This is a genomic window from Sandarakinorhabdus sp. (assembly GCF_987265915.1).
Genome location: NZ_OZ503948.1, coordinates 2,045,493 through 2,071,741, shown reverse-complemented (window position 1 = coordinate 2,071,741; position 26,249 = coordinate 2,045,493). Strand labels below are relative to the sequence as shown.

Genomic DNA, 26,249 nt, shown 5'->3' with positions numbered 1-26,249 from the left:
TCCCTATCGGGCTTTGCCGCCATAGAAAAGGCGACATGAACGACCAACTTCTGCTTGTGCTCGATGCGGGCACCACCTCCACCCGTGCCATCGCCTTCTCGGCGGCCGGCGAGATCGTCGCCAGCGCAGGCCGGCCGATGACCCAGCATTATCCGGCCAGCGGTTGGGTGGAGCATGACCCGGCCGAGATCCGCGACCTGTCGCGCGCCTGTCTGGAAGAGGTGGCCGCTGCTGTGGGCGAGGAACGCATCGCCGCCATCGGCATCACCAACCAGCGCGAAACCATCTGTTTCTGGGACCGCATCACCGGCGAACCGCTGGCCCGTGCCATCGTCTGGCAGGATCGCCGCACTGCTGATTATTGTGCCGGGTTGAAGGCGGCCGATCCGACGCTGGAAGCCCGGGTACAGGCCAAAACCGGGCTTTTGCTTGATCCCTATTTTTCCGGCACCAAGTTCCGTTGGGCGCTGGATAACTGGCCGATGGTGGCCGACGCCGCGCGCGATGGCCGGCTGGCCGTCGGCACGGTCGAAAGCTGGCTGATCTGGAACCTGTCGGGCGGCACCACGCATGTGACCGACGCAACCAACGCCAGCCGCACGCTTCTGATGGACCTTGCGACCTGTGAATGGGACGATGGCTTGATCGCCATGCTGGGCGTGCCACGCGCTGCGCTGCCGGCCATCGTTGATTGCGCCGGGGCGCTGGCGGAAACCACGCTGCTGGGCCGCACCATCCCGATCACCGGCGCGGCTGGCGACCAGCAGGCCGCCGCCATCGGCCAGGCTTGCCTCGCTCCGGGCATGCTCAAGGCCACTTATGGCACCGGCTGCTTCCTGCTCGCCCATGCCGGCGCCGAACCGCCGGTGTCGCGCAATCGACTGCTTGCCACCGTGGCGTGGCGGCTGGACGGCAAGCCGGCTTATGCGCTGGAAGGCGCCATCTTCGTGGCGGGTTCAGCGATCCAGTGGCTGCGTGACGGACTGGGGCTTGTCGCCACCAGCGCCGAGAGCGAGGCACTGGCGCAAAGCGTGCCCGATAATGGTGGTGTAAGCTTCGTGCCGGCGCTGGCCGGGCTGGGCGCGCCCTATTGGGAACCGGATGCGCGCGGCGTGATCTGCGGCCTTTCGGGTGGCACCACGCGGGCTCACATTGTGCGGGCCGCGCTGGAAGCCCAGGGCCAGCAGACCGCCGATCTGGTTGATGCGCTGGCTGCAGATGGCGTGCCGGCGGCGATGCTCCGCGTCGATGGCGGCATGGTGGCCAACAACTGGCTGTGCCAGGATCTGGCCGACAGCCTGGGCGTGGTGGTCGAACGCCCGCGCATCATCGAAACCACGGCGATGGGCGCGGCCATGCTGGCAGGGGTCGGTGCCGGGCTGTTCGCCGATCTGCCGGCCGCCGCTGCCGCCATGGCCGCAGCCGATCGGCGTTTCCACCCGGCCATCGATGCCGCCGCCCGCGATGACCGCCGCGCGGCCTGGCAAGCGGCGGTGCAGCGGGTGCTGGCCTGATGGGTCCGGTCACGCCACTCGTCGGGCTGGCGCTGGTGGCGGCTCTCGCGCTCATTGCCGGGGGTTTCTGGTTGCTCACCCAGCCCGGCGCAAATCGCACGAAAGCGATTCTGATGATGGTGGCCGGCGCGGTTGTGGCGTTCAACGCCTGGATCAACAGCCTGCCCATTCCGGGCTGAATCCAGCCAAAAATCCGCATTGTTTGATTGGATGTGCTCTTTGGGAGGCGGAATTACGGCTTTTTAGTGCTCGAATCCTTGAAATCATCACTTCCAGCGATACATTGCAGGAAGTTAATGATGCCAAGGGAGGTGATGTTGAAGACCCGGATGTTCCTGACGGCGCTGGCCGCCACCCTCGTCGCTGGCCCGGCGCTCGCCCAGCGCCATGCCGATATCCTGTACCTGCAGCAGCACAAGGCCACGCAGGCGCAGCAACTGGCGAAAGCCGCCGAACACCGGCAGGAAGTGGCGTCGGCGCCCGCCACCGAGGCCGCATCGCAGCAAGGCAAGTCGCAGCCGCAGGCGGATGAGCGCACCACACCCAGCCGCTGATCGCCGATGGCGGCACGGGGTTGTGGCTGGCAGAAATCGCCCCCTGCGACCTTATCCAGCTTGCATCGTCCCCCACCTGCCATAGTCTCACGCCAAACACGTTGGGGAGACGATCATGGGACGGGCTTACAAGGTCGCAGCGCTGCTGCTGGCGGGATCGATGCTGACCGGGGCAGGACCGCGCACCGGTGCCGGCACGGTCGATGCGCAGCGGATCGCCAACGCGCGCAGTGAACCAGGCAACTGGCTGACCCACGGCGGCAGCTATGCTGAGCAGCGCTTTGCCGATCTCGGCCAGATCAATGCCGGCAATGTCAGCCAGCTCGGCCTCGCCTGGTCGGTCGATCTCGACACTTCGCGCGGCCAGGAAGCCACGCCGATCGTCGTTGATGGCACCATGTTCACCACCACCGCCTGGTCCAAGGTGATGGCGCTGGATGCCGCCACCGGCCGGGTGAAGTGGCGCTTCGATCCGCAGGTGGACAAGGCGCGCGGCCACAGCGCCTGCTGCGATGTGGTCAATCGCGGCGTCGCAGTGTGGAACGGCATGGTCTATGTCGCGGCGCTGGATGGCCGGCTGATCGCGCTGGATGCCGATACCGGCAAGGTGAAATGGTCGAGCCAGACCTTCATCGACACGCGCCTGCCCTATACCATGACCGGCGCGCCGCGCGTGGTGAAGGGGCTGGTGATCATCGGCAATGGCGGCGCCGAACTCGGCGTGCGCGGCTATGTGACCGCCTATGATGCCGCCACCGGCAAGAAGAAATGGCGCTTCTTCACGGTGCCGGGCGATCCGGCCAAGGGCCCCGATGGCGAAGTGTCGGACAGCGTGCTGGCCGGCAAGGCGGCGCCGACCTGGTATGGCGATTACTGGAAGGGCGGCGCCGGCGGCACCGCCTGGGACGCCATCGTTTATGATGCCGAACTTGATCAGCTTTATATCGGCGTCGGCAATGGCTCCCCGTGGAATCACATGATCCGGTCTGAAGGTAAGGGCGACAACCTCTTCCTGTCGTCGGTGCTGGCGCTGAAGCCCGATACCGGCGAATATCTCTGGCATTATCAGGGCACGCCGGGCGAGACCTGGGATTATACCGCCACGCAGCCGATCATCCTGTCTTCACTGGTGATCGACGGCAAACCGCGCAAGGTGCTGATGCAGGCGCCGAAGAACGGCTTTTTCTATGTGATCGACCGCCAGGGCGGCCAACTCATCTCGGCCAAGAGCTTTGCCACGCAGACCTGGGCAACGGGCGTTGACCTGAAGACCGGCCGCCCGATCGAAGTGCCGGAGGCGCGCTATCGCACCGCCGGCGCGCTGGTGATGCCGTCACCGCTGGGCGCACACAACTGGCAGCCAATGAGCTTTTCCCCGCGCACCGGCCTTGTCTATCTGCCGGCGCAGGAAATCCCGCAATTCTATGAAGCCAAGGCCGGCTTCGAGCGCCAGGAAGGCGGCTGGAATCTCGGCATCAGCCTGGCCGCCGGCGGGGTTCCCGATGATCGCGCGCAGTTCAAGGCGATCAAGTCCGCGCTGAAGGGCCGGCTCATCGCCTGGGATCCCGTCGCCCAGAAGCCGGCGTGGGAAGTCGGCTATGATGGCCCGTGGAATGGCGGCACGCTGGCGACCGCCGGCAATCTGGTGTTCCAGGGCAATGGCAATGGCGGCTTCCAGGCCTTCAACGCCAGCACCGGCGCCAAATTGTGGAACTTCGACGCGCAGACCGGGATCATCGCCGGCGCCGTCAGCTATGCCGTTAAGGGCGAACAATATGTGGCGGTGATGGCCGGCTATGGCGGTGCCTATCCACTGACCAGCGGCTTTGAAGACCCGCGTGAGGTGCGCAATGGCCGCGTGCTGGTGTTCAAGCTTGGCGGCAAGCGCCAGTTGCCGCGCGCGACGCAGCCGGTGTTTGCGGCGGCCAACCCGCCCAAGGACATGTTTACCCCGGCACAGGTGACCGAAGGCGGCGCCATTTATGCCGGCACCTGCGCCTTCTGCCACGGCCCAGATGCCTATTCGTCGGGCATCCTGCCCGATCTGCGGCGCTCCACCGTGCTCACCGACGCCGCGACCTGGAAGGCCGTGGTGCATGATGGCGCGTTGAAGGCCAATGGCATGGTCGCGTTCAGCCGCTGGTACACGCCGGCACAACTGGAAGCGGTGCGCGCCTATGTGGGTGAACAGGCGAAGAAACTGGCCGCGCGGGAGGCGACGACGGCGGGCAAATGAGGCAGACGGGCTGGCCTGGCTTCGGCCGGGTCAGTCCGGCTGCTGCCAGTTCGGGGCAGGCGTGCCGCGCAGCATGCCGGCGACGCTCAGGTCTTCGTCGAGATCTGGCCAGTGGATGCCCCATGCAGCGCCATCGATGATCCAATTGTTGCGTTGGGATTCGGTGGCGCGGCGCAACCGGGGATACCATGCGATCGGCGTGCAGATGGCGCGACCGTCATCCAGATCGACAATGAGATGATCATTGTCAAAGCGAGCAGCTACGGCCCGCACGTCATTGATCTTCGGTAAAGATGCCATCCCAGACCACTCTGAACGCCGCCGCATGCATGCGGACGATTGCAACAATATCGCGAAGTTCACGCTGTGTGAACCCGGCGTTCTCCATGACCACTGCGTCGGCAATCCGAACCCGGCATTCGCTATCTGGCGCTTTCACATGCACGTGGGGCGGAGGATGGTCGTTGGTGAAGATAACATAGCGACGGTTGGCTTCGCGATGAATGGTTGGCACTGGAAACTCCCTTCGCCAATCAACATAGCTGCACTCGCCAGCCGGCAAGGGGTGCGATTTGATGGGAGTTGTTAACTTGCCTCACTTCTTCCGGCTCAACTCCCGCATGCCGCGATCGAGGCCGTCCAGTGTCAGTGGGAACATGCGGTCGTGCATGATCTCTTTGATCATGCGGATCGATTGGCCGTTTTCCCAATGTTTTTCCGGGATTGGGTTCAACCACACCGATGATTGATACACATCGGTCATCCGCCGTAGCCAGGCCTCGCCGGGTTCCTCGTTCCAATGTTCGGTGCTGCCGCCGGCATAAGTGATTTCATAGGGGCTCATCGAGGCATCGCCCACGAACACCAGTTTGTAATCATGCGGAAATTTGTGCAGGATTTCCATCATCGGCGTGCGTTCGGACCAGCGGCGCTTGTTGTCTTTCCACACCGCCTCATAGGGGCAATTGTGGAAATAGAAGAATTCCAGATGCTTGAATTCGGATTTGGCGGCCGAGAACAATTCTTCGCACAACTTGATATGCGGGTCCATCGAACCACCGATATCGAGCATCAGCAGCAATTTCACCGCATTGTGGCGTTCCGGGCGCATGACGATATCCAGCCAGCCCTGCTTGGCGGTGCCGTTGATGGTGGCATCCAGGTCAAGCTCATCCGCGGCGCCCTCGCGGGCAAAGCGGCGCAGCCGGCGCAACGCCACCTTGATGTTGCGCGTGCCCAGTTCGACCGTGGAATCGAGATTCTTGAACTCGCGCTTGTCCCACACCTTCACGGCGCTGTTCTTGCGGCCTTCATTCTGGCCGATGCGCACGCCTTCCGGGTTTGATCCATTGGCGCCGAAGGGCGATTTACCCGCCGTGCCGATCCACTTGTTGCCGCCTTCGTGGCGCTTTTTCTGCTCCTCCAGCCGCTTCTGGAGAGTCTCCATCAGTTTGTCCCAGCCCATTTTCTCGAGCTCGGCCAGTTCTTCGGCGGACAGATTGAGCTCGGCCACCGCGCGCAGCCATTCGGCGGGAATTTCGGTCTCACCAGTCTCGATGCTCGGCTCCAACCCCTTGAACACCTTGGCAAACACCATGTCGAAGCGATCAAGCAGGCCTTCGTCCTTCACATAGGTCGCGCGGGCCAGATAATAGAAATCAGTGAGCGAAAAATCGATGGCGTCGCCTTTCAACGCCTCCAGCAGCACGAGATGCTCCTTCATGGAGGCCTTGATTTTCGCTGCGCGCAGCTCTTCGAGAAAGGTCAGGAACATGGTGCAAATCTAACACGTCAATCGCCGCCTGCCAGTGCGTTTTGTTGACAGGGCCTAGGGTCCAAACTCAATCAGGGATAGGGTCGTCACGGTATCAGGAAGCCCGATAGGAGTGAGCGAGTGCAGCCGGGTAGCAGCGCTACCCGGCAATCGAGCGAGCGCGCTATCGGGCTTCCTGACACCGCCCGAAGGGTGGGCCGGAGCGGCGATATGGCGTCGTTGCGGTCGCTCACCGGGGGGGAAGCCCCGCCAGCGCGCCCGCGCCCAAGGGACTTCTGGGCCATATCGCCGCTCCGGCCCATGCCGACCCTATCCCTGATTGAGTTTGGACCCTAACCGGTGAACAGTGCCCGCTGCGCGGCAAAGGCGGTGACGAACCCCGGCCGCGCTTCGCCGCGCGCCACATAATCCGCCAGCACCGGCCTATCGGCGAGCAGCCCCGAACTGGCCAGCCGGCGCAGCACACAGATCATCATCAGGTCGCCGGCGGTGAAATCGCCTTCCAGCCAGTCGCGTGGGCCCAGCCACGCCGCCAGATCATCGAGCCGGCGCAGGATGCGCGCGTCGAGCAGCGGCAGACGCGCCGCCGTCCAGTCGCGATCGCCTTCCAGCAGCAACGCCGTTTCGCGCTCGACGATCACCGGTTCCACCGTGCTGACGGCGGCAAACATCCAGGCCATCGCCCGCGCCCGTGGCCCCGGATCGGCCGGCAGCAAGGCGCCATGGGCCTGCGCGATATGCAGCACGATGGCACCCGACTCAAACAGGATCAGGCCATCATCCTCATAGGTCGGGATCTGCCCGAACGGCTGGCGCGCCTTGTGCGCCGGCGTCTTCAGATCAGCAAAGGTCAGCGGGTCGATCCGATAATCCAGCCCACATTCGGCCAGCGCCCAGCGCACCGCCATGTCCCGCGCCAGGCCGCGACCGCGATCGGGCGAATTGGCGAATACACTTATGATGGCGATCATCCATGGCCTCATTGGCTGCATGCGGTGGGATTGTGCCACGGCCAAGCAGCATCGGCCATCGCCCGTATTCCTGCTGCTGGACATTCCTTCAGCCCACACGCTATAGCCCAGCGGCGCTGGTTTGCGCCGTACTGGGGGGTAAAATGGCAAGTTTCGGCCGCAGGATGGAGGAATTTGGCGGCGTTGGCCCAGGCTTCGATTTTGTCCGCATCGCTTTGGCGGTTGGCGTGATGGCCTGGCACACCGTATCAGTGGTCAATGGTGATGCTGATGCCGGAAGCGACTCGGATATCTGGGTGGCCGTCTATGCCATTTTGCCGATGTTCTTTGCCTTATCGGGCTTTCTTGTAACCGGTTCTGCCCTGCGATTGCCACTTCGCGAGTATATTCTGAACCGCAGTTTCAGGATCGTGCCGGCGTTGGCTGTGGATATAGGCTTGTCGGCCTTGGTACTGGGGCCACTGTTTACTGTACTTAGCCTGTCAGACTATTTTACTGACCCTCGCTTCTTTCGTTATTTTTTGAATATCGTGGGCCGCATTCAATATATCCTGCCCGGTGTGTTCGAAACAAACCCGTTTGCGAATGTTGTGAACGGTTCATTGTGGACAGTGCCGTGGGAAATCGGCTGCTACGTCGTGATGTCATTGATGGTGGGCTTTAAACTGATCCGCTATGCCAGTCTGTCTGCACTGATCGCTTTTGGTTGGCTGATTGCCAGCGTGGCCTATGATGTGCTCGATCCTGTTACGGGCATCACCGATCTGGACAAGTCACTCAATTTTATTTTCGTATTCCATGGGTCGTTGCTGATCCCGTATTTTCTGCTCGGGTCGGTGTTCTTCCTTGTTCGCGATCGCATCCCGTTCGACAGCAGGATTTTCCTTGTCTTTGTAGCTGGTCTTACCGCTGCGTCATTCATGCTGGACGGTGACATCTGGTGGAACCGCCCGATTTTCGGTTTGGTAACAGCAATACCCTGTGTCTACATCGTGCTCTATCTCGGATTCGTCAACCTTCCCAAGGTACCGATTTTTGATCGCGGCGACTACAGCTACGGCGTCTATCTCTATCATTTTCCCATCCTGCAAGCCATGCAACAGTTGTTTGGTTTTTCGGGTTGGTATGTTCTGCTGATTTCAGCATTCATCCCGGTGACGTTGATGGCGATGTTCAGCTGGCATACGATCGAGAAACCGTTGCTGCGTTTTCGCAAGAAATTTTCGCTGGTCGGGCAGCGCATTGTCGCTGAAGAGGCTCGCCTCAAGCAGCCGCGATGAGCGCGCCGCCAACTTTCACCGGGTAGCCGGGCAAGATTCGAAACCGTCGTAGCAGCGCGCCAGCAGGAGTTACCCGTGCTGGAGTGCCTTGTGCGTGCGCCCCGGCGGAATGACCGTATCGATGCGCCCTCCCGGATAAAAGGCTCTGATCGGCGCCTGAGCCGGCAACGACGCCAGCGCTTCGGCCAAGGCAGCGACCTGCCATTGCCCATCGCCGGTGACCAGCCAATCGGCACTCCAGGGCTGATACAGCGCCACATCGGGGCCTTCGACGCCGAACACCCGCCCGGTGAAGCGGTTGAGGGACGAGGCGAGATAGACCAACAGTGGCGAGACATGATCAGGCAAGTGGCGATCAAAGCCATCATGGTGCGGCATCAACTGGTCCACCGATGGGCTCGCCATCACCATGCGGGTGCGCGCGGCCGGTGCAATGGCGTTGGCGCGCACGCCCAGATGCGCCAACTCCTGCGCCGCCACCACGGTAAGCGCCGCGATGCCGGCCTTGGCCGCGCAATAGGGGCCGCCATTGGGCATCGGGTGCACGCCGACCGGTGATGTGGTGTTGATGATCGCGCGCCCTTCACGCCGACCTTCGCTGGCCCATAGCCGCGCCGCATGGTGGCAAACGGCGGTGGTGCCCTTCAGATGGACTCCGGTTTCCAGATCATAATCCGCCTCCGTCAGGTCGATCAGGCTGGCCGGGCGGTTGATGCCGGCATTGTTGACGACGATATCGAGCCGGCCGAACGCGGCCATGGCATCGGCGATGATCGATTCCGCACCAGCCCAATCGGCCACGCTGGCGCGGTTGGCCACGGCCTGGCCGCCCGCTGCGATGATTTCGGCGACCACCGCGCCGGCCGCGTCCCCCGATTCTGGCCCATGCAATTGATCAGGGCCACCGCCGGTCACGGTGCCGCCCAGATCATTCACCACCACCGCTGCACCATGGGCGGCCAGCGCCAGCGCGTGGCAGCGGCCCAGCCCGCGACCACCGCCTGTCACAATCGCGACCTTGCCGACCAACAGTGCCATGGCTGAAATCCCCTTCAGATTGAGGGGAGAAGGTGCGCGTGGGCGAATTTGCCGGCAAGACCGTGCTTGTGACAGGGGGATCGACCGGGATCGGCAATGCCGCCGCGCGCCTGTTCATGGCCGCCGGCGCGCGCGTGATCGTCACCGGCACGCGCGCCGCGGCCGCCGACTATGCCGGCAGCGACGGCAATATGGATGGCATGGAATATCACCGCCTCGATCAGGGCGACATGGCGGCGGTGGCGGCCTTCGATCCCGGCATCGAAACGCTTGATGTGCTGGTCATCGCCGGCGCCAAGGTCGCCTATCGCCGCGCTGAATTCCAGCCCGAGACCTTCGCCGATGTGCTGGCCACCAACCTGACCGGGCCGATGCAGCTGGCCATGAAGTTTCGCGCGCAACTTGGCGCGGCCAAGGGCAATATCATCTTCATCGGATCGGTCGCGAGTTTCCGCGGCACCATCGGCCAGCCGGCCTATTCCGCGTCCAAGGGCGGGCTGCTCACGCTCACCCGCACGCTGGCGCAGGCGCTGGGCGGGGAGGGGATCAGGGTCAATCTGATCGCGCCGGGGCTGGTGCGATCCAAAATGACCGCGATCACCTGGGAACATCCCGACCGGCTGGCGGCCACGGAACGCCAGGTGCCATTGGGCCGCATCGGCGAGCCGGACGATATTGCCGGGCCGATCCTGTTTCTGGCGTCGGATGCGGCGCGTTATGTCACCGGCACGTCGCTGGTGATCGATGGGGGTTTGAGCGCATGAATGCGGGCAACATGGACTGGGCCGCCGGCAAGACGGTGCTGGTCACCGGCGGCACCCAGGGCATCGGCAAGGCCGTGGCTGAACAATTTCTGGCGCAGGGCGCAACCGTGACCATCACCGGCACGCGCATCCACCTTGGCTGCTATGAAGATCCGCCCGCCGGGGTCACCTATATCCAGGCCGACCTGACCTGGCCGGAAGCGCGTGCCGATGTGGCGGCGCATTTCGATCATCTCGATGTGCTGATCAACAATGCCGGCCGCGGCTCCCCACGCGAATATGAGCAGGAGGAGTTCGAACATGTCATCGACACCAACCTGAATGCGGTGATGGACCTGTCGGTGCGGCTGCACCCCTATCTGAAGCAGACGCGCGGCAGCATCGTCAATGTCGGCAGCCTCGCCAGTTTCCTCGCGCTGAAGGAAACCCCGGCCTACACGGCATCGAAAGCCGGCCTGCTGGGCCTGACACGGGCGCTGGGCGACAAATGGGCACCCGATGGCGTGCGGGTCAATCTGGTGGCGCCGGGCTTCATCGCGACGCGCATGACCGAAGGCGCGCGCACCAACCCGGAACGCGAGAAGAAACTGATGCGCGCCATCCCGATGTTGCGCTGGGGTGATCCGGCCGAGGTCGCCAACGCGATCCTGTTCCTGGCCAGCCCGGCCGCGAGCTATATCACCGGGCAGAGCCTGGCCATCGATGGCGGGTTGATGCTGCGCTGAGGATATCCTTAATTATCTATTGACAAATACTTACGTTGCAGGAATTTGCTGCTGCGGCATTCGATTTTCGAATGCCTTACAGCGGAGTTGGTTGATGAAATTCCCCCGGATTGCGGTGCTCGTTGCGGCGCTGTGTGCATCGACGTCGGTGTCGGCTGCCGTCACGACCTATACCGACCTGGCCAGTTTTGCGGCTGCATCCGGACCATTGCAGATTGAAACCCTGAACAGCTTCACGGTCGAAACCAGCTTCCAGTTGACACCAATCACCCTGGGCGGCGGGGCTTTTCAGGTCCGTGGTTTTGAAGATTTCGACGGTCGGCATTATATCGACGTGCCGCCGGCTCAGTTCACGGTATTTGATATTGATGGAACGCCCAACATCAATGCCTTGGTCGTTGGCCAAGATGGAATGAAATTCTTCTTTGCATCACCGATCACCAGTTTCGGTTTTGATGCAGCTGCGCTTCAGGATAGATTGGGCACGGCAATTGAGGCCGCCGACACGCAAATGATACCGCCGCTTCAGCCTGGCGACACGATCAGCTTCTTCGGTTTCGTTTCCACCACACCGTTCACCACCATCAAGTTTTTGAGTGTCGGACCACGCCTTACGGATGGTTTCTCGATTGATAACATACGCTGGTCGCCTGCGACGATTTCTGCAGTGCCAGAGCTGTCCACTTGGGCGATGCTGATTGTTGGTTTTGGCCTGGTGGGTGTCGCCAGCCGGCGCCGCCGCGTGCTGGCCGCTTGAACTCTTCCCGGGGCAGCGCGCGGCACAAACTCGCCTGCCCCAGCCGAAATGGTCATTCTCCTTGGGCAATCGGCCATTGACGGCCACTGGCCAGTGACGTTTGCTCCTCCATCATGACGGGGGAGCGGGCCTATGCGGATGACGGCAATATTGGTGGCATCGGTTCTGGCATCGCCGGTGCAAGCAATCGAGGTGACCGAAGCCTCCATCCCCGAATTGCAGGCCGCGCTGGCTGACGGCAAGGTCACGTCGCGGCAACTGGTGACGGCCTATCTGGCGCGCATTGCCGCCTATGATCAGACCGGCCCGGCGCTGAACAGCATTGTCACCCTCAACTCCGCAGCGCTGGCGCAGGCCGATGCGCTGGACAAGGAACGCGCTGCCAAAGGCCCACGCGGCCCGCTGCACGGCATTCCGGTGCTGGTGAAGGATAATTTCGACACCAGCGACATGCCGACCAGCGGCGGCGCGCTGGCGCTGGCGACGTTGCAGCCGGCGCAAGATGCCTTTCAAGTGGCCCGGCTGCGCGCAGCCGGCGCCATCATCCTGGGCAAGACGGCCATGCACGAGCTGGCGTCCGGCACCATCACCATCTCCTCGCTCACCGGCCAATCGCGCAACCCTTACGATCTGCAACGCTCGCCAGGCGGGTCCAGCGGCGGCACCGGCGCGGCGGTTGCGGCCAGCTTTGCCGCCGCCGGCATGGGCAGCGATACCTGCGGCTCGATCCGCATTCCGGCCGCCTATCAAAATCTGTTCGGCCTGCGCACCACGCGCGGCTTGGCTAGCCGGACGGGCGTGATGCCGCTTTCGGATACGCAGGATGTCGCTGGCCCGCTGGCGCGCAGTGTTGCCGATCTGGCGATTATGCTGGATGCCACGGTGGGCAGCGATCCCAAGGATGCCATCACGGCGGGGGCTGGGCCGCATGTGCCCAAATCCTATCTTGATGCCCTGCCGACCGCATCGCTGAAAGGCGCGCGCATCGGCGTGCTGCGCAGCCTGTTTGCCAATGGGTTGGAAGATGTGAAGGCGGCCAACGACAAGGCCATCGCCGCCCTGCGCGACGCCGGCGCCGAGGTGATCGACGTGACGATCCCCGGGCTCGACGAGATGCTGATAGACAGCAATGCCCGCAAGTTCGAATTTGCCGAAGATTTGCAACGCTATCTGGCGGCCAATCCGGGCGCCCCGGTCACGTCGCTGGCGCAGATCGTGACCGCCGGCCTGCACCATGATCAGCTCGACAATCGCTTTCGCGAAGCGGTGACCGACCCTGACCGGCAAGCGCCGGGATATCAGCTGGCGCTGGCCAAGCGCATCGTGGTGCGGGCCGCCACCGATGCGCTGTTCGCCAAGGAACGGCTCGACGCGTTGCTCTATCCCACCGCGAAGGGCCGTCCACCGGTGATCGGCGCCGAGGATATTGCCAGCAATTGCCGCCTGAGCGTGGACACCGGGCTGCCGGCGCTGGCGATCCCGGCCGGCTTCACCCCGCGCGGGCTGCCGGTTGGCCTGGAACTGCTGGGGCCGGCGTTCAGCGAGCCGCGTTTGCTCGCACTGGCGAACGCGTGGGAGAAACTGGCCAAGCCGCGCCAGCCGCCGTTCAGCACGCCGGCGCTGGTGGCTGGCAAGGCACCGGGAACGCAACGGGCTGTGGTGAAGCTGGGCAGCGGGGCGACGATCCGCTTCACCTATGAACCGGCCACGGCGCGGTTGCACGGTGATGTGACAGTCAGCGCCACCGGCAGGAACGCGCCCTTTGCCGTGGCGCTGCATCGCAGCCACGAAGGCGGGCCGGGGCCGATCCTGGTGCCCATGTTGCTGCGCGGGCAGACGCGCGTCAGCCTCGATCTCGCACTTGATGCACTGGCGCGGGCGGACCTGCGCAATGGCAAGCTTTATGCCATGCTCTACACCGCCGCCGCGCCGCTGGGCACCGGGCGGGCGGTGATCGCAATGCCGCCGGAGTAAGGCTGAACCGCCGGGAATCTTGCCACTGGCCAATCCGAAAGCCCGCCCTTAGGTTGCGCTCGGGTTGCGGCCGTATATTGGGGGTTGGCATGGCGAAATATGTGGCGGCGGTGGCCGGCTTGTTGGCATTTTCGGCGGCAACGGCATTGGCTCAACCCGCGCACTTCGATGCGTATCGCGGTGAGCGCGCCAACGGCTGGGCCGGGCAGACGCGATCGGAAGTGGTGGCCGAACATGGCATGGTCGCCACCAGCCACCCGCTCGCTGCCAATGCCGGGCTCGACATATTGAAGGCCGGCGGCAATGCCTTTGATGCCGCGGTCGCGGTCGCCGCCGTGCTCAACCTGGTCGAGCCGGGATCGGCGGGCATGGGCGGCGATGTCTTCGTGCTGGCGTGGAGCGCCAAGGACAGGAAACTGGTGGCGCTGGATGGTTCCGGCCGTGCCGCATCGGGATCGAGCATCGCGCGGCTGACCGGCAAGGGCCTGAAGGCGGTGCCCTACACCGGCATCGAGGCTGTGGTGGCGCCCGGCGCCGTCGATGCCTGGGATGTGCTGCTGAAACGTTATGGCAGCCGTGATTTCAAGGCAGTGCTGGAACCGGCTGCCAAGCTGGCTGAAGACGGCTTCGGCATCACCGAACGCATCGGTCTCGATTGGGCCGGCGATGATCGCATACTGGGGGTCGATCCCGAAACGCTGCGCGTCCACAAGCCCGGCGGCGTTGCACCACCGCTCTATTCCCGCTTCAAGAACCCCGATTTGGCCAAGTGCTTCCGCCTGCTGCAAGCCGGCGGGCGCGATGCCTTCTACAAGGGCCCGATCGCCGCGGCACTGCTCAAGCGCTCGGCGGAACTGGGCGGCAGTTTCGTCCAGGCCGATCTGGACAGCGTGCACGCCAAATGGGTCGAGCCGCTGGCGACCAGCTACGCCGGCCATGACGTCCATGAAATGCCGCCCTCCACGCAAGGCTTTGCCGTGCTGGAAATCCTCAACATCGTCGAACAATGCGCCGCCGGGTTGGGCGTCGATGTCGCCAGGGCCGGGCCCAAGTCCGCCGATTACTGGCATCTCATGGTGGAGGCCAAGAAACTGGCCTATGCCGATTTGCAGCGGTTCAACGGTGATCCCGAATTTGGCCCGGTGCCCGCCGCACGACTGGCATCGAAGGATCATGCCAAGTCTCTGTGCCGCCGCATCGACATGAAAAAGGCCGGCAATCCGGCGTCCGCGCCGGAACCGGTCGGCGGCACCGTCTATATCGCCACCGCCGACAAATTCGGCAATGTCGTGTCGTTCATCTATTCCATCTATGGCGAATTTGGTTCGGGCATCACCGTGCCCGGCCATGGCTTCGTGCTCAACAACCGCGCCGCCGAATTCAGCATGGACCCCAAGAGCCCCAATGCCATCCAGCCCGGCAAGCGGCCGTTCTACACCATCATCCCCGGTTTCGTGACCAAGGCCGGCAAGCCGGTGATGGCATTCGGCCTGATGAGCGGTGACCAGCAGGCGCAGGGCCACGCCCAGGTGCTGGTCAACATGCTGACCTTCGGCGCCAACCCGCAGGCCGCCACCGATGCCGCGCGCTTCAACCATAATCAGCGCACCAACAAATTGACGCTGGAAGGCGAATTGTTCGATGCCATTGGCGCCGATCTGAAGGCGCGCGGCCATGATGTGGACCGCGGCAACGGCCGGCGCATGGGCGGTTATCAGGCGATCATGATTGATCCGGCCAGCGGGCTGTATCGTGGCGGTTCCGATCACCGCAAGGATGGCGCCGTAGTCGGCTGGTGATCAGATCACCAGCGGTCCATGGACAATCCGCGGCAGGACATGGCGGCTGAACAGGTCAGCTTCAGTTGCATGCGGATAGCCTGACAGGATGAAGGCATCCATGCCGGCCGCACGATAGGCCTCCAGCTTGGCGACGATCTGATCGGGGTTGCCGACCAGAGCAGCACCGCAGCCCGACCGGGCACGGCCAATGCCGGTCCACAAATTGTCCTCGACATAGCCATCGCTGGCCTGATCCCGCAGTTCGGCCTGGCGGGCCACGCCGGCGGATTGGCTGTCGAGCGATTTGGCCCTGATGGCGTCGCCAGTAGCGGCATCCAGCTTGACCAGAAGCCGATCGGCCGCCGCGCGGGCTTCGGCTTCGGTTTCGCGCACGACAACATGCACGCGATAGCCAAAGCGCAGGGTGCGGCCGCGTTTGGCGGCGCGGGCGGTCATGTCGGCGACGACCTCCTTCACCTTGTCCATGGTATCGGGCCACATCAGATAGACGTCTGCGGCCTCGGCCGCCGCCTCGCGGGCATCTTCGGACAGGCCACCGAAATAGAGCGGCGGGCATTTGCCGGACACGGTCTTCACCGCCGGCGGTTGCAGTTTCAGCTGATAAAATTCGCCCTGATGATCGAGCGCCTCGCCATTCAAGAGGGTCTTGAGGATGTTCATCACCTCGACGGTGCGTGCATAGCGCGGCTTGGAGGCCAGCACTTCGCCCGGCATGTCGGAGGAGATGATGTTGACCGTCAGGCGGCCGCCGAGGATCTGATCGAGCGTGGCGATCTGGCGGGCCAGTTGCGGCGGCCAGGTTTCGCCGACGCGGATCGCCATCAGCAGGCGGATGCGGTGCGTGAGCGCGGCGATGGCGCCGGCAAACATCTGCGTGTCAATGCCAAGCTGATAGCCGGACGGCAGCAGGATATTGTCAAAGCCGCCTTTTTCAGCGGTCAGCACGATATTGCGACAATGTTCCCAGCTCGATTTCAGCGCCGGATCGGGCACGCCCAAAAATTCATAATCATCGTCGCACAGCGCGGAAAACCAGGAAATTTCAGGCCCGTTGGCAGCAGTCACGGCAAATTTTCTCCCAGGCAAGCGACCAGAATGTCATACCATTGTGCCCGCGTGAAACTGATCTTGAAGGCGTCCGCCGCCTCGGCGATGCGCAGCGGATTCTGGCTGCCGACGATCGGCGTGATGCCGGCGGGATGGGCCATGATCCAGGCATAGGCCGTCGCCGCAATGCCAACGCCGAACAGCGCGCCATGCGCGGACAGCGCGGCCTTGACGCGGGCGATGCGCTCATCCTCGGCCTGCTTTCGGCCCGGGCGCGGATCACCATCGCCCAACCGGCCCTGGCCCAGCGGCGACCAGCCCAGCACGGCCAGGCCATGCTTCATCGCCCAATCCAGCGTGCCATTCTGAAGCGGGGCCAGAGCCAGCGGCGAAAACTCCGGCTGGGTGCTCACCAGCGGCGCCTGCAGATGTTTCTTCAGCGCGCTCGCTTGCGCGACGGTGAAATTGGAAACGCCCACCGCGCCGATCTTGCCGGACTTGATCAGCCCATCCAGTGTGGCGGCGACGTCGGCCCAGTGGGTCAACATGTCAGGCCGATGGATTTGCCACAAATCGATGCGTTCAACGCCGAGCCGGGCCAAGGACGCATCGACCGCTTCCACCAGATACTCCGGCGAACTGTCGTAGGGCACGCCCATGCGGATGCCGCCCTTGGAGGCCAGCACGATCGAATCGCGCAGGGCCGGCGCAGCCTTGAACACGCGGCCCAGCAAGGCCTCGGATGCGCCGAACGGTTCATCATTGTCCGGGCCATAAATATCGGCGGTGTCGAAGAAGTTGATCCCGGCAGCCAGCGCCGCCTCGCAACGGGCGTGCGCGGCGGCAACATCATCGCCGGCAAATCGCCACATGCCCCAGGCAAGCGGGCTGACCTGATATTCGGACTTGCCGAGCGGGCGGGGATTCGGGCTAAGGGCGATCTGCGACATTTTGGCGTGATAGCGCGAGGACAAGGCAAATGGGAAGCACCGATACGATCCGCTGGGGCATAGTGGGCACCGGCATGATGGCGCTGGAGCATGTCGCCAACATCAACTTGCTGGGCGGCGGCACCATCACAGCGATTGCCGATCCGGTGCCGGCGTGCCTGGATCGCGCGGAACGGGCCATCGGGCATGCTGTGGCGCGTTTCCCCGATGCGGCGGCGCTGGCGACATCCGGCCTGGTCGATGCGGTGGTGGTGGTCTCGCCCAACTTCACCCACCGGGAGGTGCTGGGCCCGTTGATGGACGCCGGGCTGCACATCTTGTGCGAGAAGCCGCTGGCCACCACGCTGGACGATGCCAGGGCAGTGGCGACGGCGGTGAAGGGCTATGACCGGACGTTCTGGACGGCGATGGAATATCGTTTCATGCCGCCGGTCAGCGAATTCGTCGCCCATGTCCACGCTGGCAAGGTCGGGCAGCTGCAGATGCTGTCCATCCGCGAGCATCGCTTTCCGTTTCTGGTGAAAGTCGGGGACTGGAACCGCTTTGCCGTCAACACCGGCGGCACCATGGTGGAAAAATGCTGCCATTTCTTCGATCTGATGCGCCACGTCGTGCAGGCCGAACCAGTGCGGGTCTATTGTTCGGGCGCCATGGACGTGAACCACCGCGACGAACGCTACGACGGCCGCACGCCCGACATCATCGACAACAGCTATACCGTGGTGGATTTCGCCAATGGGGTGCGCGCCATGCTCGATCTGTGCATGTTTGCCGACGGCGCCGAACAGCAGGAGGAGATCCTGGCCACCGGCGACAAGGCGCGGTTGGACGTGTTGATCCCGGCTGGCGACCTGGTGTTCAGCCCGCGAGTCGGCTTCATGCAGCCGAAGCAGGCGACACGCTGGCATGTGGAAACCCCGCCGGACGCGCTGGCCGCCGGGCAGCACCATGGCTCGACCTTTTTCCAGCATCGCCATTTTGCTGCCGCCGTGCGCGGGCAGGGGCCGGTGATCGTGTCGGCCGACGATGGTTATCGCGCCGTTGCCATGGGGTTGGCCGCCGAAATCTCGGCGCGCGAACATCGCGCCGTCACCATGGCCGAACTGGGCCTGTAACCGGATTGGCAAGGTGTGACCGCCCGGCCACAGCGTGGCCGCAACTGCACAAGCCTTGCGAAAGCCTGCATTGACGCAACAAAAGAAAGCCTGCCTTGGGAGTTTCAACCACTGCCGAACATAGTCGGCGGCATTCTTCCGGCAAATTGGCCGGACCTATTTGGGGGAGTGACATGAACCGCTACAGCCTGCTGACATCCGCCGCCATCATGGCCTTTGCTTCCGCGCCGGCCTTCGCCCAGGCAGCGGTCGCCAACGATGAACTGGTCGAGATCGTCGTCACCGCGCAGAAGCGCAGCGAAAAACTGCAGGATATCCCCGTCGCCGTGTCGGTGGTCAGCGCCGATCAGCTGAGCCGTCAAGCCGTGCTGAACCTGGAAAACGCCCAGTATCTGGTGCCCAGCCTGAACTTCCGCAAATCGGGCACCACCATCAACCAGTCGCTGTACATCCGCGGCGTTGGCACCGCGACCTTCAGCCTGGCCGGCGAACCGTCAATTTCCACGGTGCTGGATGGCGTCGTGCTGGCGCGCGCTGGTGAAGCCTTCTCCGACCTCGTCGATATCGAACGCATCGAAGTGCTGCGCGGCCCGCAGGGCACATTGTTCGGCAAGAACGCGTCCGCTGGTGTGGTCAACATTGTCACCAAGCGCCCCGGCGACAAGCTGGCCGGCTATGCCGAAGGTGGCTTCTTCTTTGGCAACGGCACGGAATATCGCGTGCGTGGCAGCATCGATCTGCCGCTCGGCGAAGGCATCCGCAGCCGCTGGACGGCCTTCTATGGCAATTATGACGGCAACATCTTCAACGATGCCCCCGGTGTGAACCGCCGGGTCAATGGCTATGATCGTTATGGCCTGCGCGGCATCATCGAAGCCGACATCTCCGACACCGTGAAGCTGACCGTGATCGGTGATTGGCGCCGCGCCAACGACGATTGCTGCGCCGAAGTGATCGGCGATCAGCCCGCCGGTGTGGCCGCGTTGGCGCTGAACGGCATCAATTTCCAGGGCGACAAGACCCGCACCATCCGCCAGAATTTGATCACCCGCACCGAGGAGGAGAGCTATGGCCTCTCGGCACAGATTGACGCGGAGCTGGGCAACCACACGCTGACCAGCATCACCGCCTGGCGCAAATACAACAACACGGAAGTCCGTGATGGCGACTGGATGCAGCTGGCGCTGGCCGGCCAGGCCCAATTGCATGATTTCGGCCCACAGACCGGCACCACCTTCAGCCAGGAACTGCGGCTGACCTCGCCGGCCGATCAGGCCTTCACCTATGTGATCGGCGGCTTCTTCAGTCACGCCGACACCGATCGCACCTTCACCCGCAGTGTGACGCGCTGCGGCAATGCGCCCACCCCGGTGGCGACGCTGCTGACGTGCGGCAGCCCCGGCGCGGTTACGGAAAATGTCAGCGGCACGGCCACTTTCGGCTCGACGTTCGACAACTATGCGCTGTTCGGCCAGGGCACCTATGCCTTCACCGAAACGCTGCGCGCGATTGTCGGCCTGCGGTTCACCAAGGATGATCTGGCCATCTTCCACAGCCGCGTGGCGACGCCGAACATCGCTGGCCTGCCGGGCATTCAGCGCAATTTCGATGCCGGCGTCTTTGCAACGTCGAACAATGGCCTCGTCAACGGCGATGCCGGTGCGACCAATGGCGTGCCGTTCCGCAAAAGCACGGATGCGACCAACCTGTCGGGCAAGATCGGACTGCAGTATGATGTCAGCAGTGATGTCATGGGCTACGGTTCATATACCCGCGGCTACAAAGGCCCGGCATTCAACACCTTCTTCAACCTGAACGCCACCGGCACCAATGCCATCGCCGCGGAAATCGCCGACTCCTTCGAAGTCGGCTTGAAGAACACGTTGTTCGGCGGACGGCTGACGCTGAACCTCGCGGCCTTCTACGCCAAGTACAAGAATTTCCAGGCCAATATCCCGGATCTCGTGGGTACCGTGCCGGTGACGCGCTTCACCAACGCCGGTAACGTCTCGACCCGTGGCATCGAAATGGACTTCCTGCTCCGCCCGGCCAAGGATCTGAACATCGCCGGCGGGCTCGCCTTCACCGATGCGCAGGTTGACAAGTTCCTGGAGATTCCGGGCCAGCCGATCATCCCGTCGGGCACCCCGCTGGGCTTTGCGCCGCGCTGGAAGGGCAGCTTCGGGTTGGATTATCGCTATCGCACCGAATTGCCGGTTGATTTCACCGTGGCCGGCAATGTCTCCACCCAATCGAGCCAGCTCAGCCTGTTCGACGCCAACCCGGCGCTGCGCAATATCAGCTACATCCGGCCTTACAGCCTGGTCGATCTGCAGTTCGGCATCGTCGAGAAGGACGACAAGTTCCGCGTGACCTTCCTGGTCAAGAATCTGTTCGATCAGAGCTTCCCGGCGCAGATCACCAACTCCGGCCTGGGCGGCAACCAGGTGATCGGCTTGCGCTACCTGATCCCGCGCGAAGCCGATCGCTATTTCGGCGTGCAGGCCCGCGTGAACTTCTGAAGGCCTATGCCGGGCTGGTGAGCATCCCCAGCCCGGCACTGGTTTTGGGTCAACGACCGCGCGTCATATGAACCGTTGAACTTGCAGGAGCAGTGATGACGGACGCGGCAGCCGGCAATGACGTTGAGGATCGCGCCCAGGCCCGCGTGCGCTGGCTGCTGATCGCCCTCCTGTTTGCCGGCACCGCGCTCAACTATGTCGATCGTCAGGTGCTCAGCTTGCTGAAGCCGACGCTGGAAGCCGAATTCGGCTGGAGCGATCAGGAATTTGCCCATATGGGCAGCGTGTTCCAGCTGTCCGCCGCGCTGTCCTTGTTGGCGGTTGGCTGGTTCGTCGATCGTTTTGGCGTGCGCTTCGCCTATGGGCTGGCGGTTACGGTCTGGAGCCTGGCGGGCATGGCCCATGCCGCCGCTGCAACCGTCAGCCAGTTCGTAATGGCGCGCAGCGTGCTGGCCGTGGCCGAAAGCGTCAACACCCCCGCTGCGGTGAAGGCCGCCGCCACCTATCTGCCGCTGCGCCAACGCAGCCTGGGCCTGGGCCTGGTCAATACCGCGCCCAACATCGGCGCCATCCTCACACCCTTGCTGATCCCGCCGCTGGCGTTGGCCTTTGGCTGGCAGGCGGCGTTCCTGCTCACGGGCGGGCTGGGCTTCACCTGGCTGGCCTTGTGGTGGTGGGGCACGCGCGGACTGACGCCGGCCACGCCGGCAAAGGCCGCCGTCGCCCATGTGCCATGGCGCGAATTGTTCAAGGATCGGCGCACCTGGACGATTGTCGGCGCCAAGGCGCTCACCGATTGCGTGTGGTGGTTCGTGCTGTTCTGGAGCACCGATTTTCTGGTGAAAAGCTATGGCCTCACCCAGAGCGAGGTCGGCCAGCCCAATGCCATCATCTTCACCATGGCGGCGCTGGGCGCGTTCAGCTGCGGCTTCCTGTTCAGCGCGCTGTTGAAGCGCGGGCTATCGTTGAACGCGGCGCGCAAGGCATCAATGCTGTTCTATGCCTTGATGGTGCTGCCGATTCCGCTGGCGCTACAGGCCCCCACCGCCACGATCGCCGCCCTGCTCATCGGGCTGGCACTGTTTGCCCACCAAGGTTTTTCTACCAGCATCTTCGGGCTGGCGGCGGACACAGTGCCGGTGGCGCGCCTGGGCAGCGTGATGGCCATGGGCGGCATCGCCGGCAATCTGACCGGCACCGGCATCATCGAGCTGACGGGCTGGTGCCTGGCCAATGGCATCGGCTATTGGCCGATGTTTGCCATCGCCGCTGGTGCCTATCTCACGGCGCTGGGCTTCATCCAGATCCTGCAACCGCAGATCCGCGCCGCCGATTGATGCGCCCAAGGCGAAGGGTTGCTGGCGGACAGAGTGGGATTCGAACCCACGGTAAGCTTTCACCTACGACGGTTTTCAAGACCGTTGCCTTAAACCACTCGGCCATCTGTCCAGTGGCGGGCGTAATGCGCGGGGGCAGGGCAGGTCAAGGGGCGACCGCTTTGCTGGTCACATCATGCGGGCGCACGCGGCGCAGGGCGGTGGGGGTGCGGTTGTAGCGGGCGGCGATGACTTCGTTGAAGCGCCTGAGCGAGCCGAAGCCCGAAGCCAGGGCAATCTCGGTCATCGACAAGTCGCTGTGCGCGATCATCTGCATGGCGCGCTGCACGCGGCGGGTTTGCGCCACTTCGATGGGCGAGGCGCCGAGATGCTGGTGGAACAGCCGGGTGAGGTGGCGGGCGCCGACGCCGCAGCGCTCGGCCAGCGCGGCCACATTGCCATCGCCATCCAGCGCGCCGGCATCGATCAGCCTGGCAGCGCGCTCCACGGTGGTCCGGGTGCCGTTCCAGGCCGGGCAGAAGGGCGCCGATTCCGGCCGGCATTTCAGGCAGGGGCGGTAACCGGCCTTTTCGGCTGCCGCCGCGCTGGGGAAGAATCTGATGTTGCGGGTGAGCGGTTGGCGTACCCGGCAGACCGGCCGGCAATAGATGCCGGTGGTGCGCACCGCGATGAAGAAGATGCCATCATAGGCCGGGTCGCGCGCCAGCCGGGCCTGGTCCATGGCTTCGAACGTGAGCGGTTGAGCCAGCGGGGATGCAGGAGCGTGCATGATGGTGAAACGATACGCCTGCACCGCACGGCAAGCCAGTGGGCGGGCAAACGCCATGGCCGATTTCCGCCAGCTGCATGGATGTGGTTCGGGCTTTGGCAAATGCGCGATGGCGCGCTAATAGCCGGCCATGACAGCAAAGCAGCAGCGCCGCTATTTCGGCACCGATGGCATCCGCGGGCGAACCAACACCCCGCCGATGACCGCGGCCATCGCCATGAAGGTGGGCCAGGCCGCCGGCCGGCATTTCCTGCGCGGGCAGCATCTGCACCGGGTGGTGATCGGCAAGGATACGCGCCTGTCGGGCTACATGATGGAATCGGCGCTCACCGCCGGCTTCACCAGCGTCGGCATGGATGTTACGCTGCTCGGGCCCATGCCCACCCCGGCGGTGGCGATGCTCACCCGGTCGATGCGGGCCGATCTGGGCGTGATGATCTCGGCCAGCCACAATCCCTATGCCGACAATGGCATCAAGTTGTTCGGCCCCGATGGCTATAAATTGTCCGACGAAGACGAGGCGGCGATCGAGGCGCTGTTGGAAGAAGAGATCCCGCTGGCCGAACCGCGCGCCATCGGCCGGGCGCGGCGTATCGATGATGCACAGGGCCGCTATATCCACTTTGCCAAGGCGACCTTTCCCGAACATCTGCGGCTCGATGGCCTGAAGATCGTCATCGATTGCGCGCACGGCGCGGCCTATCGCGTCGCGCCGGCAGCGCTGTGGGAATTGGGCGCAGAGGTGATTGCAATCGGCGTGGCACCGGATGGTTTCAATGTGAATGCCGATGTCGGTTCCACCCACCCGAAGGCGTTGCAGATGAAGGTGCTGGAAACCAGCGCGCACATCGGCATCGCGCTGGATGGCGATGCCGATCGGCTGATCGTCGTCGATGAAAAGGGCCAGATCGTCGATGGCGATCAGTTGATGGCGCTGATCGCGTCGCGCGCGGCCGCGGCGGGCACGCTGAAGGGCGGCGCGCTGGTGGCGACAGTGATGTCCAACCTGGGGCTGGAGCGGTTTCTGGCCGGGCAGGGGATCGGCATGCTGCGCGCTGCGGTGGGCGATCGCCATGTGCTGGAATTGATGCGAGAGCAGGGCTGCAACCTGGGCGGCGAACAATCCGGCCATATCATCATGGCCGATCATGCCACCACCGGCGATGGCCTGGTGGCGGCGCTGCAGGTGCTGGCCGCGCTGGTGGCGACGGGGCGCAGCGCCAGCGAATTGCTGCACCTGTTCGATCCGTTGCCGCAACTGCTGAAGAATGTCCGCTTCAAGGGCGGGGCGCCGCTGGAGGCCGAGACGGTGAAGGCGGCGATTGCCGGCGGCGAAGCGCGGCTGGCCGGCAGCGGCCGCCTGCTCATTCGCAAGAGCGGCACCGAGCCGCTGATCCGCGTGATGGCCGAAGGCGAAGACAAGGCGCTGGTGACGGCGGTTGTGGACGATATCTGCGCGGCCGTGGCGGCGGTGGTGTGATGCCGGAAGTCTTCCGCCGCGATGGTCGGAAATATTTCTTTTACGCCAACGAGGGCACACCGCGAGAACCGCCGCATGTCCATGTGCGCCGCGGCCGCGATGAAGCCAAATACTGGCTGCACCCGTTCGTCCGGCTGTCGTATAATGATGGGCTGAGCCAGCGCGAATTGCGCGATACGATGATGGTGGTTGTGGTTGAACGCGATCGGATCGAAAGGGTGTAGCATGAGTTTTTCGCCTGAAAGCGTCCGCTTTGATGCTGATGCCATGTGGGTCGGCATTTCCGATGGTCGTACCATTGGCGTGCCATTGGCCTGGTTCCCGCGCCTGTTGGCGGCCAACCCGGCGCAGCGCGAGCAATTTGAGCTGAGCCGGCGCGGCATCCATTGGCCGGAACTGGATGAAGATGTGTCGGTAGCGGGCCTGCTCGCCGGTCTGGGCGACCAGACCAATCCGATGCGCGGCGCTGCATGACAGCTCGCATCCTCGCCATCGCCGGGTCGGACAGTGGTGGCGGTGCCGGCATGCAGGCCGATATAAAGACGATCACCGCGCTGGGCGGCTATGCGATGACCGCGGTGACGGCGATCACGGTGCAGAACACGCTGGGTGTGAGCGCCATCCACCCGGTGCCGCCCGACATCGTCGCGGCGCAGATCCGTGCCTGCATCGATGATATCGGCGTGGATGCCATCAAGATCGGCATGCTCGGCAACGAAGCCACCATCAATGCGGTGGCCGATGCGCTGGCCGGTGTTTCGGTGCCGATCGTGCTCGATCCGGTGATGATCGCCAAGGGCGGCGCGGCGCTGATCGATGAGGAGGCAGTGTGGGCCCTGATGCAGCGCCTGCTGCCGCTGGCGCGGGTGATCACGCCGAACGTGCCCGAACTGATCGCGCTTACCGAAACCGAGATCGAGGACAGCGCCGACATGCTGCTGGCGGCGCAGGAATTGCTCAATGCTGGCCCGCGGGCGGTGCTGGCCAAGGGCGGGCATCTCGATGGCGATGTGCTGACCGACTGGCTGGTAACGCGCCACGGCCACCAGGGCTTCAGTGACACACGCATCGAAACGCGGCACAGCCATGGCACCGGCTGCACCCTGGCCAGTGCGCTGGCTTGCGGCTTGGGGCAGGGGCTGGCCTTGCCGGATGCGGTGGCGCGGGCGCGGCGTTTCGTGCGGCTTGGCCTGTTGTCGGCGCCTGGCTTTGGCGCCGGACACGGCCCGTTGGGGCATGGCGCGGTGGTGAACGACATCACGGCCCCGGCGCCGGTGCTCAATCAGGTGACCCTGCCGGCGACGGACTATGGCGCGTCGGTGGCATTCTATCGCCAGATCGGCTTGCGGCTGATCGTGGACAGCCCGGCGGATGGCTATGCCCGGTTCGAGGCGGGCAATGGCACGACCTTGTCGATCCACGTCGGCCATGGATCGCCAGGCGGCGGCGTGATTTATCTGGAATCGCTGCGGCTCGATGGCTGGGTGGCCGAACTGCAGGCCGCCGGGCTGGTGATCGATCAGATGCCGCGCGATGAACCCTGGTTGTGGCGTGAGGCGCGGTTGCGCGATCCGGCGGGCAACGAAATCTGCTTCTATGCGGCCGGCGAGAATCGCCGCTTTCCGCCGTGGCGGGTGTGA

25 protein-coding genes and 1 tRNA gene are annotated in these 26,249 nt (G+C 64.0%); 17 read left to right on the top strand and 9 right to left on the bottom strand.

Translation table 11 applies throughout. The features are described 5' to 3' along the window. Positions 1 to 35 precede the first annotated feature (35 nt). The 4 genes from glpK (at position 36) to AC6UUM_RS10080 (ending at position 4,304) form a co-directional block, all read left to right on the top strand. Positions 36 to 1,514, top strand: a complete 1,479-nt coding sequence (gene glpK, locus AC6UUM_RS10095; RefSeq protein WP_500802148.1) for a glycerol kinase GlpK — start codon at positions 36 to 38, stop codon at positions 1,512 to 1,514. Further along, positions 1,514 to 1,693: a hypothetical protein gene (locus tag AC6UUM_RS10090; protein ID WP_500802147.1), complete on the top strand. Its 180-nt coding sequence runs from the start codon at positions 1,514 to 1,516 to the stop codon at positions 1,691 to 1,693. Before glpK ends, AC6UUM_RS10090 begins: the two co-directional genes overlap by 1 nt. 135 nt (positions 1,694 to 1,828) lie before the next feature. Further along, complete coding sequence (locus AC6UUM_RS10085; RefSeq protein WP_500802146.1) at positions 1,829 to 2,068, top strand: hypothetical protein; 240 nt, start codon at positions 1,829 to 1,831, stop codon at positions 2,066 to 2,068. A 115-nt stretch (positions 2,069 to 2,183) separates the two neighbouring features. Further along, on the top strand, positions 2,184 to 4,304 hold the full coding sequence (locus AC6UUM_RS10080; RefSeq protein ID WP_500802145.1) for a PQQ-dependent dehydrogenase, methanol/ethanol family: 2,121 nt from the start codon (positions 2,184 to 2,186) through the stop codon (positions 4,302 to 4,304). A 30-nt stretch (positions 4,305 to 4,334) separates the two neighbouring features. Here AC6UUM_RS10080 and AC6UUM_RS10075 read toward each other — a convergent pair whose 3' ends face one another. From AC6UUM_RS10075 to AC6UUM_RS10060, 4 genes are all read right to left on the bottom strand, one after another. Then, positions 4,335 to 4,604 (bottom strand): DUF2442 domain-containing protein, encoded by a 270-nt coding sequence (locus AC6UUM_RS10075; protein ID WP_500802144.1) that lies wholly within the window; start codon positions 4,602 to 4,604, stop codon positions 4,335 to 4,337. Then, complete coding sequence (locus AC6UUM_RS10070; RefSeq protein WP_500802143.1) at positions 4,579 to 4,818, bottom strand: DUF4160 domain-containing protein; 240 nt, start codon at positions 4,816 to 4,818, stop codon at positions 4,579 to 4,581. The genes AC6UUM_RS10075 and AC6UUM_RS10070 overlap by 26 nt, the downstream gene beginning before the upstream one ends. 81 nt (positions 4,819 to 4,899) lie before the next feature. Continuing rightward, the gene (locus AC6UUM_RS10065) at positions 4,900 to 6,078 is read right to left on the bottom strand and encodes a vWA domain-containing protein (RefSeq protein ID WP_500802142.1); all 1,179 of its coding nucleotides are present in this window, start codon (positions 6,076 to 6,078) and stop codon (positions 4,900 to 4,902) included. A gap of 332 nt (positions 6,079 to 6,410) precedes the next feature. Beyond that, a complete protein-coding gene (locus tag AC6UUM_RS10060) occupies positions 6,411 to 7,049 on the bottom strand; it encodes a glutathione S-transferase family protein (RefSeq protein ID WP_500802141.1) in 639 nt (212 codons plus the stop codon). Between the two features lie 143 nt (positions 7,050 to 7,192). Between AC6UUM_RS10060 and AC6UUM_RS10055 the strand changes: the two genes are divergently transcribed. Beyond that, positions 7,193 to 8,329 carry an acyltransferase family protein gene (locus AC6UUM_RS10055; protein ID WP_500802140.1) on the top strand — a complete coding sequence of 379 codons (1,137 nt, stop codon included), beginning with the start codon at positions 7,193 to 7,195 and terminating at the stop codon, positions 8,327 to 8,329. A gap of 69 nt (positions 8,330 to 8,398) precedes the next feature. Here the strand turns inward: AC6UUM_RS10055 and AC6UUM_RS10050 are convergent, their stop codons facing one another. Continuing rightward, a complete protein-coding gene (locus AC6UUM_RS10050) occupies positions 8,399 to 9,367 on the bottom strand; it encodes an SDR family NAD(P)-dependent oxidoreductase (RefSeq protein ID WP_500802139.1) in 969 nt (322 codons plus the stop codon). A gap of 38 nt (positions 9,368 to 9,405) precedes the next feature. Here AC6UUM_RS10050 and AC6UUM_RS10045 point away from each other — a divergent pair, with 38 nt between their 5' ends. From AC6UUM_RS10045 to ggt, 5 genes are all read left to right on the top strand, one after another. After that, positions 9,406 to 10,131, top strand: a complete 726-nt coding sequence (locus AC6UUM_RS10045) for an SDR family NAD(P)-dependent oxidoreductase (protein WP_500802138.1) — start codon at positions 9,406 to 9,408, stop codon at positions 10,129 to 10,131. After that, positions 10,128 to 10,856, top strand: coding sequence for an SDR family NAD(P)-dependent oxidoreductase (locus AC6UUM_RS10040; protein ID WP_500802137.1), 729 nt, complete (start codon positions 10,128 to 10,130; stop codon positions 10,854 to 10,856). The genes AC6UUM_RS10045 and AC6UUM_RS10040 overlap by 4 nt, the downstream gene beginning before the upstream one ends. Positions 10,857 to 10,950: 94 nt before the next feature. Beyond that, positions 10,951 to 11,613, top strand: coding sequence for a PEPxxWA-CTERM sorting domain-containing protein (locus AC6UUM_RS10035; protein WP_500802136.1), 663 nt, complete (start codon positions 10,951 to 10,953; stop codon positions 11,611 to 11,613). Positions 11,614 to 11,745: 132 nt separating this feature from the next. Continuing rightward, positions 11,746 to 13,587 (top strand): amidase, encoded by a 1,842-nt coding sequence (locus tag AC6UUM_RS10030; RefSeq protein ID WP_500802135.1) that lies wholly within the window; start codon positions 11,746 to 11,748, stop codon positions 13,585 to 13,587. A gap of 89 nt (positions 13,588 to 13,676) precedes the next feature. After that, a complete protein-coding gene (gene ggt, locus AC6UUM_RS10025) occupies positions 13,677 to 15,386 on the top strand; it encodes a gamma-glutamyltransferase (protein ID WP_500802134.1) in 1,710 nt (569 codons plus the stop codon). On the opposite strand, the gene AC6UUM_RS10020 is transcribed toward ggt, so the two are convergent. Both AC6UUM_RS10020 and AC6UUM_RS10015 read right to left on the bottom strand, forming a co-directional pair. Beyond that, complete coding sequence (locus tag AC6UUM_RS10020; protein ID WP_500802133.1) at positions 15,387 to 16,454, bottom strand: LLM class flavin-dependent oxidoreductase; 1,068 nt, start codon at positions 16,452 to 16,454, stop codon at positions 15,387 to 15,389. Further along, the gene (locus AC6UUM_RS10015) at positions 16,451 to 17,386 is read right to left on the bottom strand and encodes an aldo/keto reductase (protein ID WP_500802132.1); all 936 of its coding nucleotides are present in this window, start codon (positions 17,384 to 17,386) and stop codon (positions 16,451 to 16,453) included. The genes AC6UUM_RS10020 and AC6UUM_RS10015 overlap by 4 nt, the downstream gene beginning before the upstream one ends. 29 nt (positions 17,387 to 17,415) lie before the next feature. Between AC6UUM_RS10015 and AC6UUM_RS10010 the strand changes: the two genes are divergently transcribed. From AC6UUM_RS10010 to AC6UUM_RS10000, 3 genes are all read left to right on the top strand, one after another. Then, positions 17,416 to 18,501 (top strand): Gfo/Idh/MocA family protein, encoded by a 1,086-nt coding sequence (locus AC6UUM_RS10010; protein ID WP_500802131.1) that lies wholly within the window; start codon positions 17,416 to 17,418, stop codon positions 18,499 to 18,501. A 173-nt stretch (positions 18,502 to 18,674) separates the two neighbouring features. After that, complete coding sequence (locus tag AC6UUM_RS10005; RefSeq protein WP_500802130.1) at positions 18,675 to 21,023, top strand: TonB-dependent receptor; 2,349 nt, start codon at positions 18,675 to 18,677, stop codon at positions 21,021 to 21,023. 95 nt (positions 21,024 to 21,118) lie between these two features. Further along, entirely contained in the window at positions 21,119 to 22,360 is a 1,242-nt protein-coding gene (locus AC6UUM_RS10000) for an MFS transporter (RefSeq protein ID WP_500802129.1), read from the top strand. A 22-nt stretch (positions 22,361 to 22,382) separates the two neighbouring features. Here AC6UUM_RS10000 and AC6UUM_RS09995 read toward each other — a convergent pair. Beyond that, positions 22,383 to 22,472, bottom strand: a tRNA-Ser gene (locus AC6UUM_RS09995). Between the two features lie 33 nt (positions 22,473 to 22,505). Then, the gene (locus AC6UUM_RS09990) at positions 22,506 to 23,129 is read right to left on the bottom strand and encodes a bifunctional transcriptional activator/DNA repair enzyme AdaA (protein ID WP_500802128.1); all 624 of its coding nucleotides are present in this window, start codon (positions 23,127 to 23,129) and stop codon (positions 22,506 to 22,508) included. 130 nt (positions 23,130 to 23,259) lie between these two features. On the opposite strand from AC6UUM_RS09990, the gene glmM reads away from it, so the two are divergent. The 4 genes from glmM to thiD are packed head-to-tail and all read left to right on the top strand — an operon-like array spanning position 23,260 to position 26,249. After that, positions 23,260 to 24,609, top strand: coding sequence for a phosphoglucosamine mutase (gene glmM, locus AC6UUM_RS09985; RefSeq protein WP_500802127.1), 1,350 nt, complete (start codon positions 23,260 to 23,262; stop codon positions 24,607 to 24,609). Beyond that, positions 24,609 to 24,833: a DUF4160 domain-containing protein gene (locus tag AC6UUM_RS09980; RefSeq protein ID WP_500802126.1), complete on the top strand. Its 225-nt coding sequence runs from the start codon at positions 24,609 to 24,611 to the stop codon at positions 24,831 to 24,833. The genes glmM and AC6UUM_RS09980 overlap by 1 nt, the downstream gene beginning before the upstream one ends. A gap of 1 nt (position 24,834) precedes the next feature. After that, complete coding sequence (locus tag AC6UUM_RS09975; RefSeq protein WP_500802125.1) at positions 24,835 to 25,083, top strand: DUF2442 domain-containing protein; 249 nt, start codon at positions 24,835 to 24,837, stop codon at positions 25,081 to 25,083. Then, on the top strand, positions 25,080 to 26,249 hold the full coding sequence (thiD, locus tag AC6UUM_RS09970; protein ID WP_500802124.1) for a bifunctional hydroxymethylpyrimidine kinase/phosphomethylpyrimidine kinase: 1,170 nt from the start codon (positions 25,080 to 25,082) through the stop codon (positions 26,247 to 26,249). The genes AC6UUM_RS09975 and thiD overlap by 4 nt, the downstream gene beginning before the upstream one ends.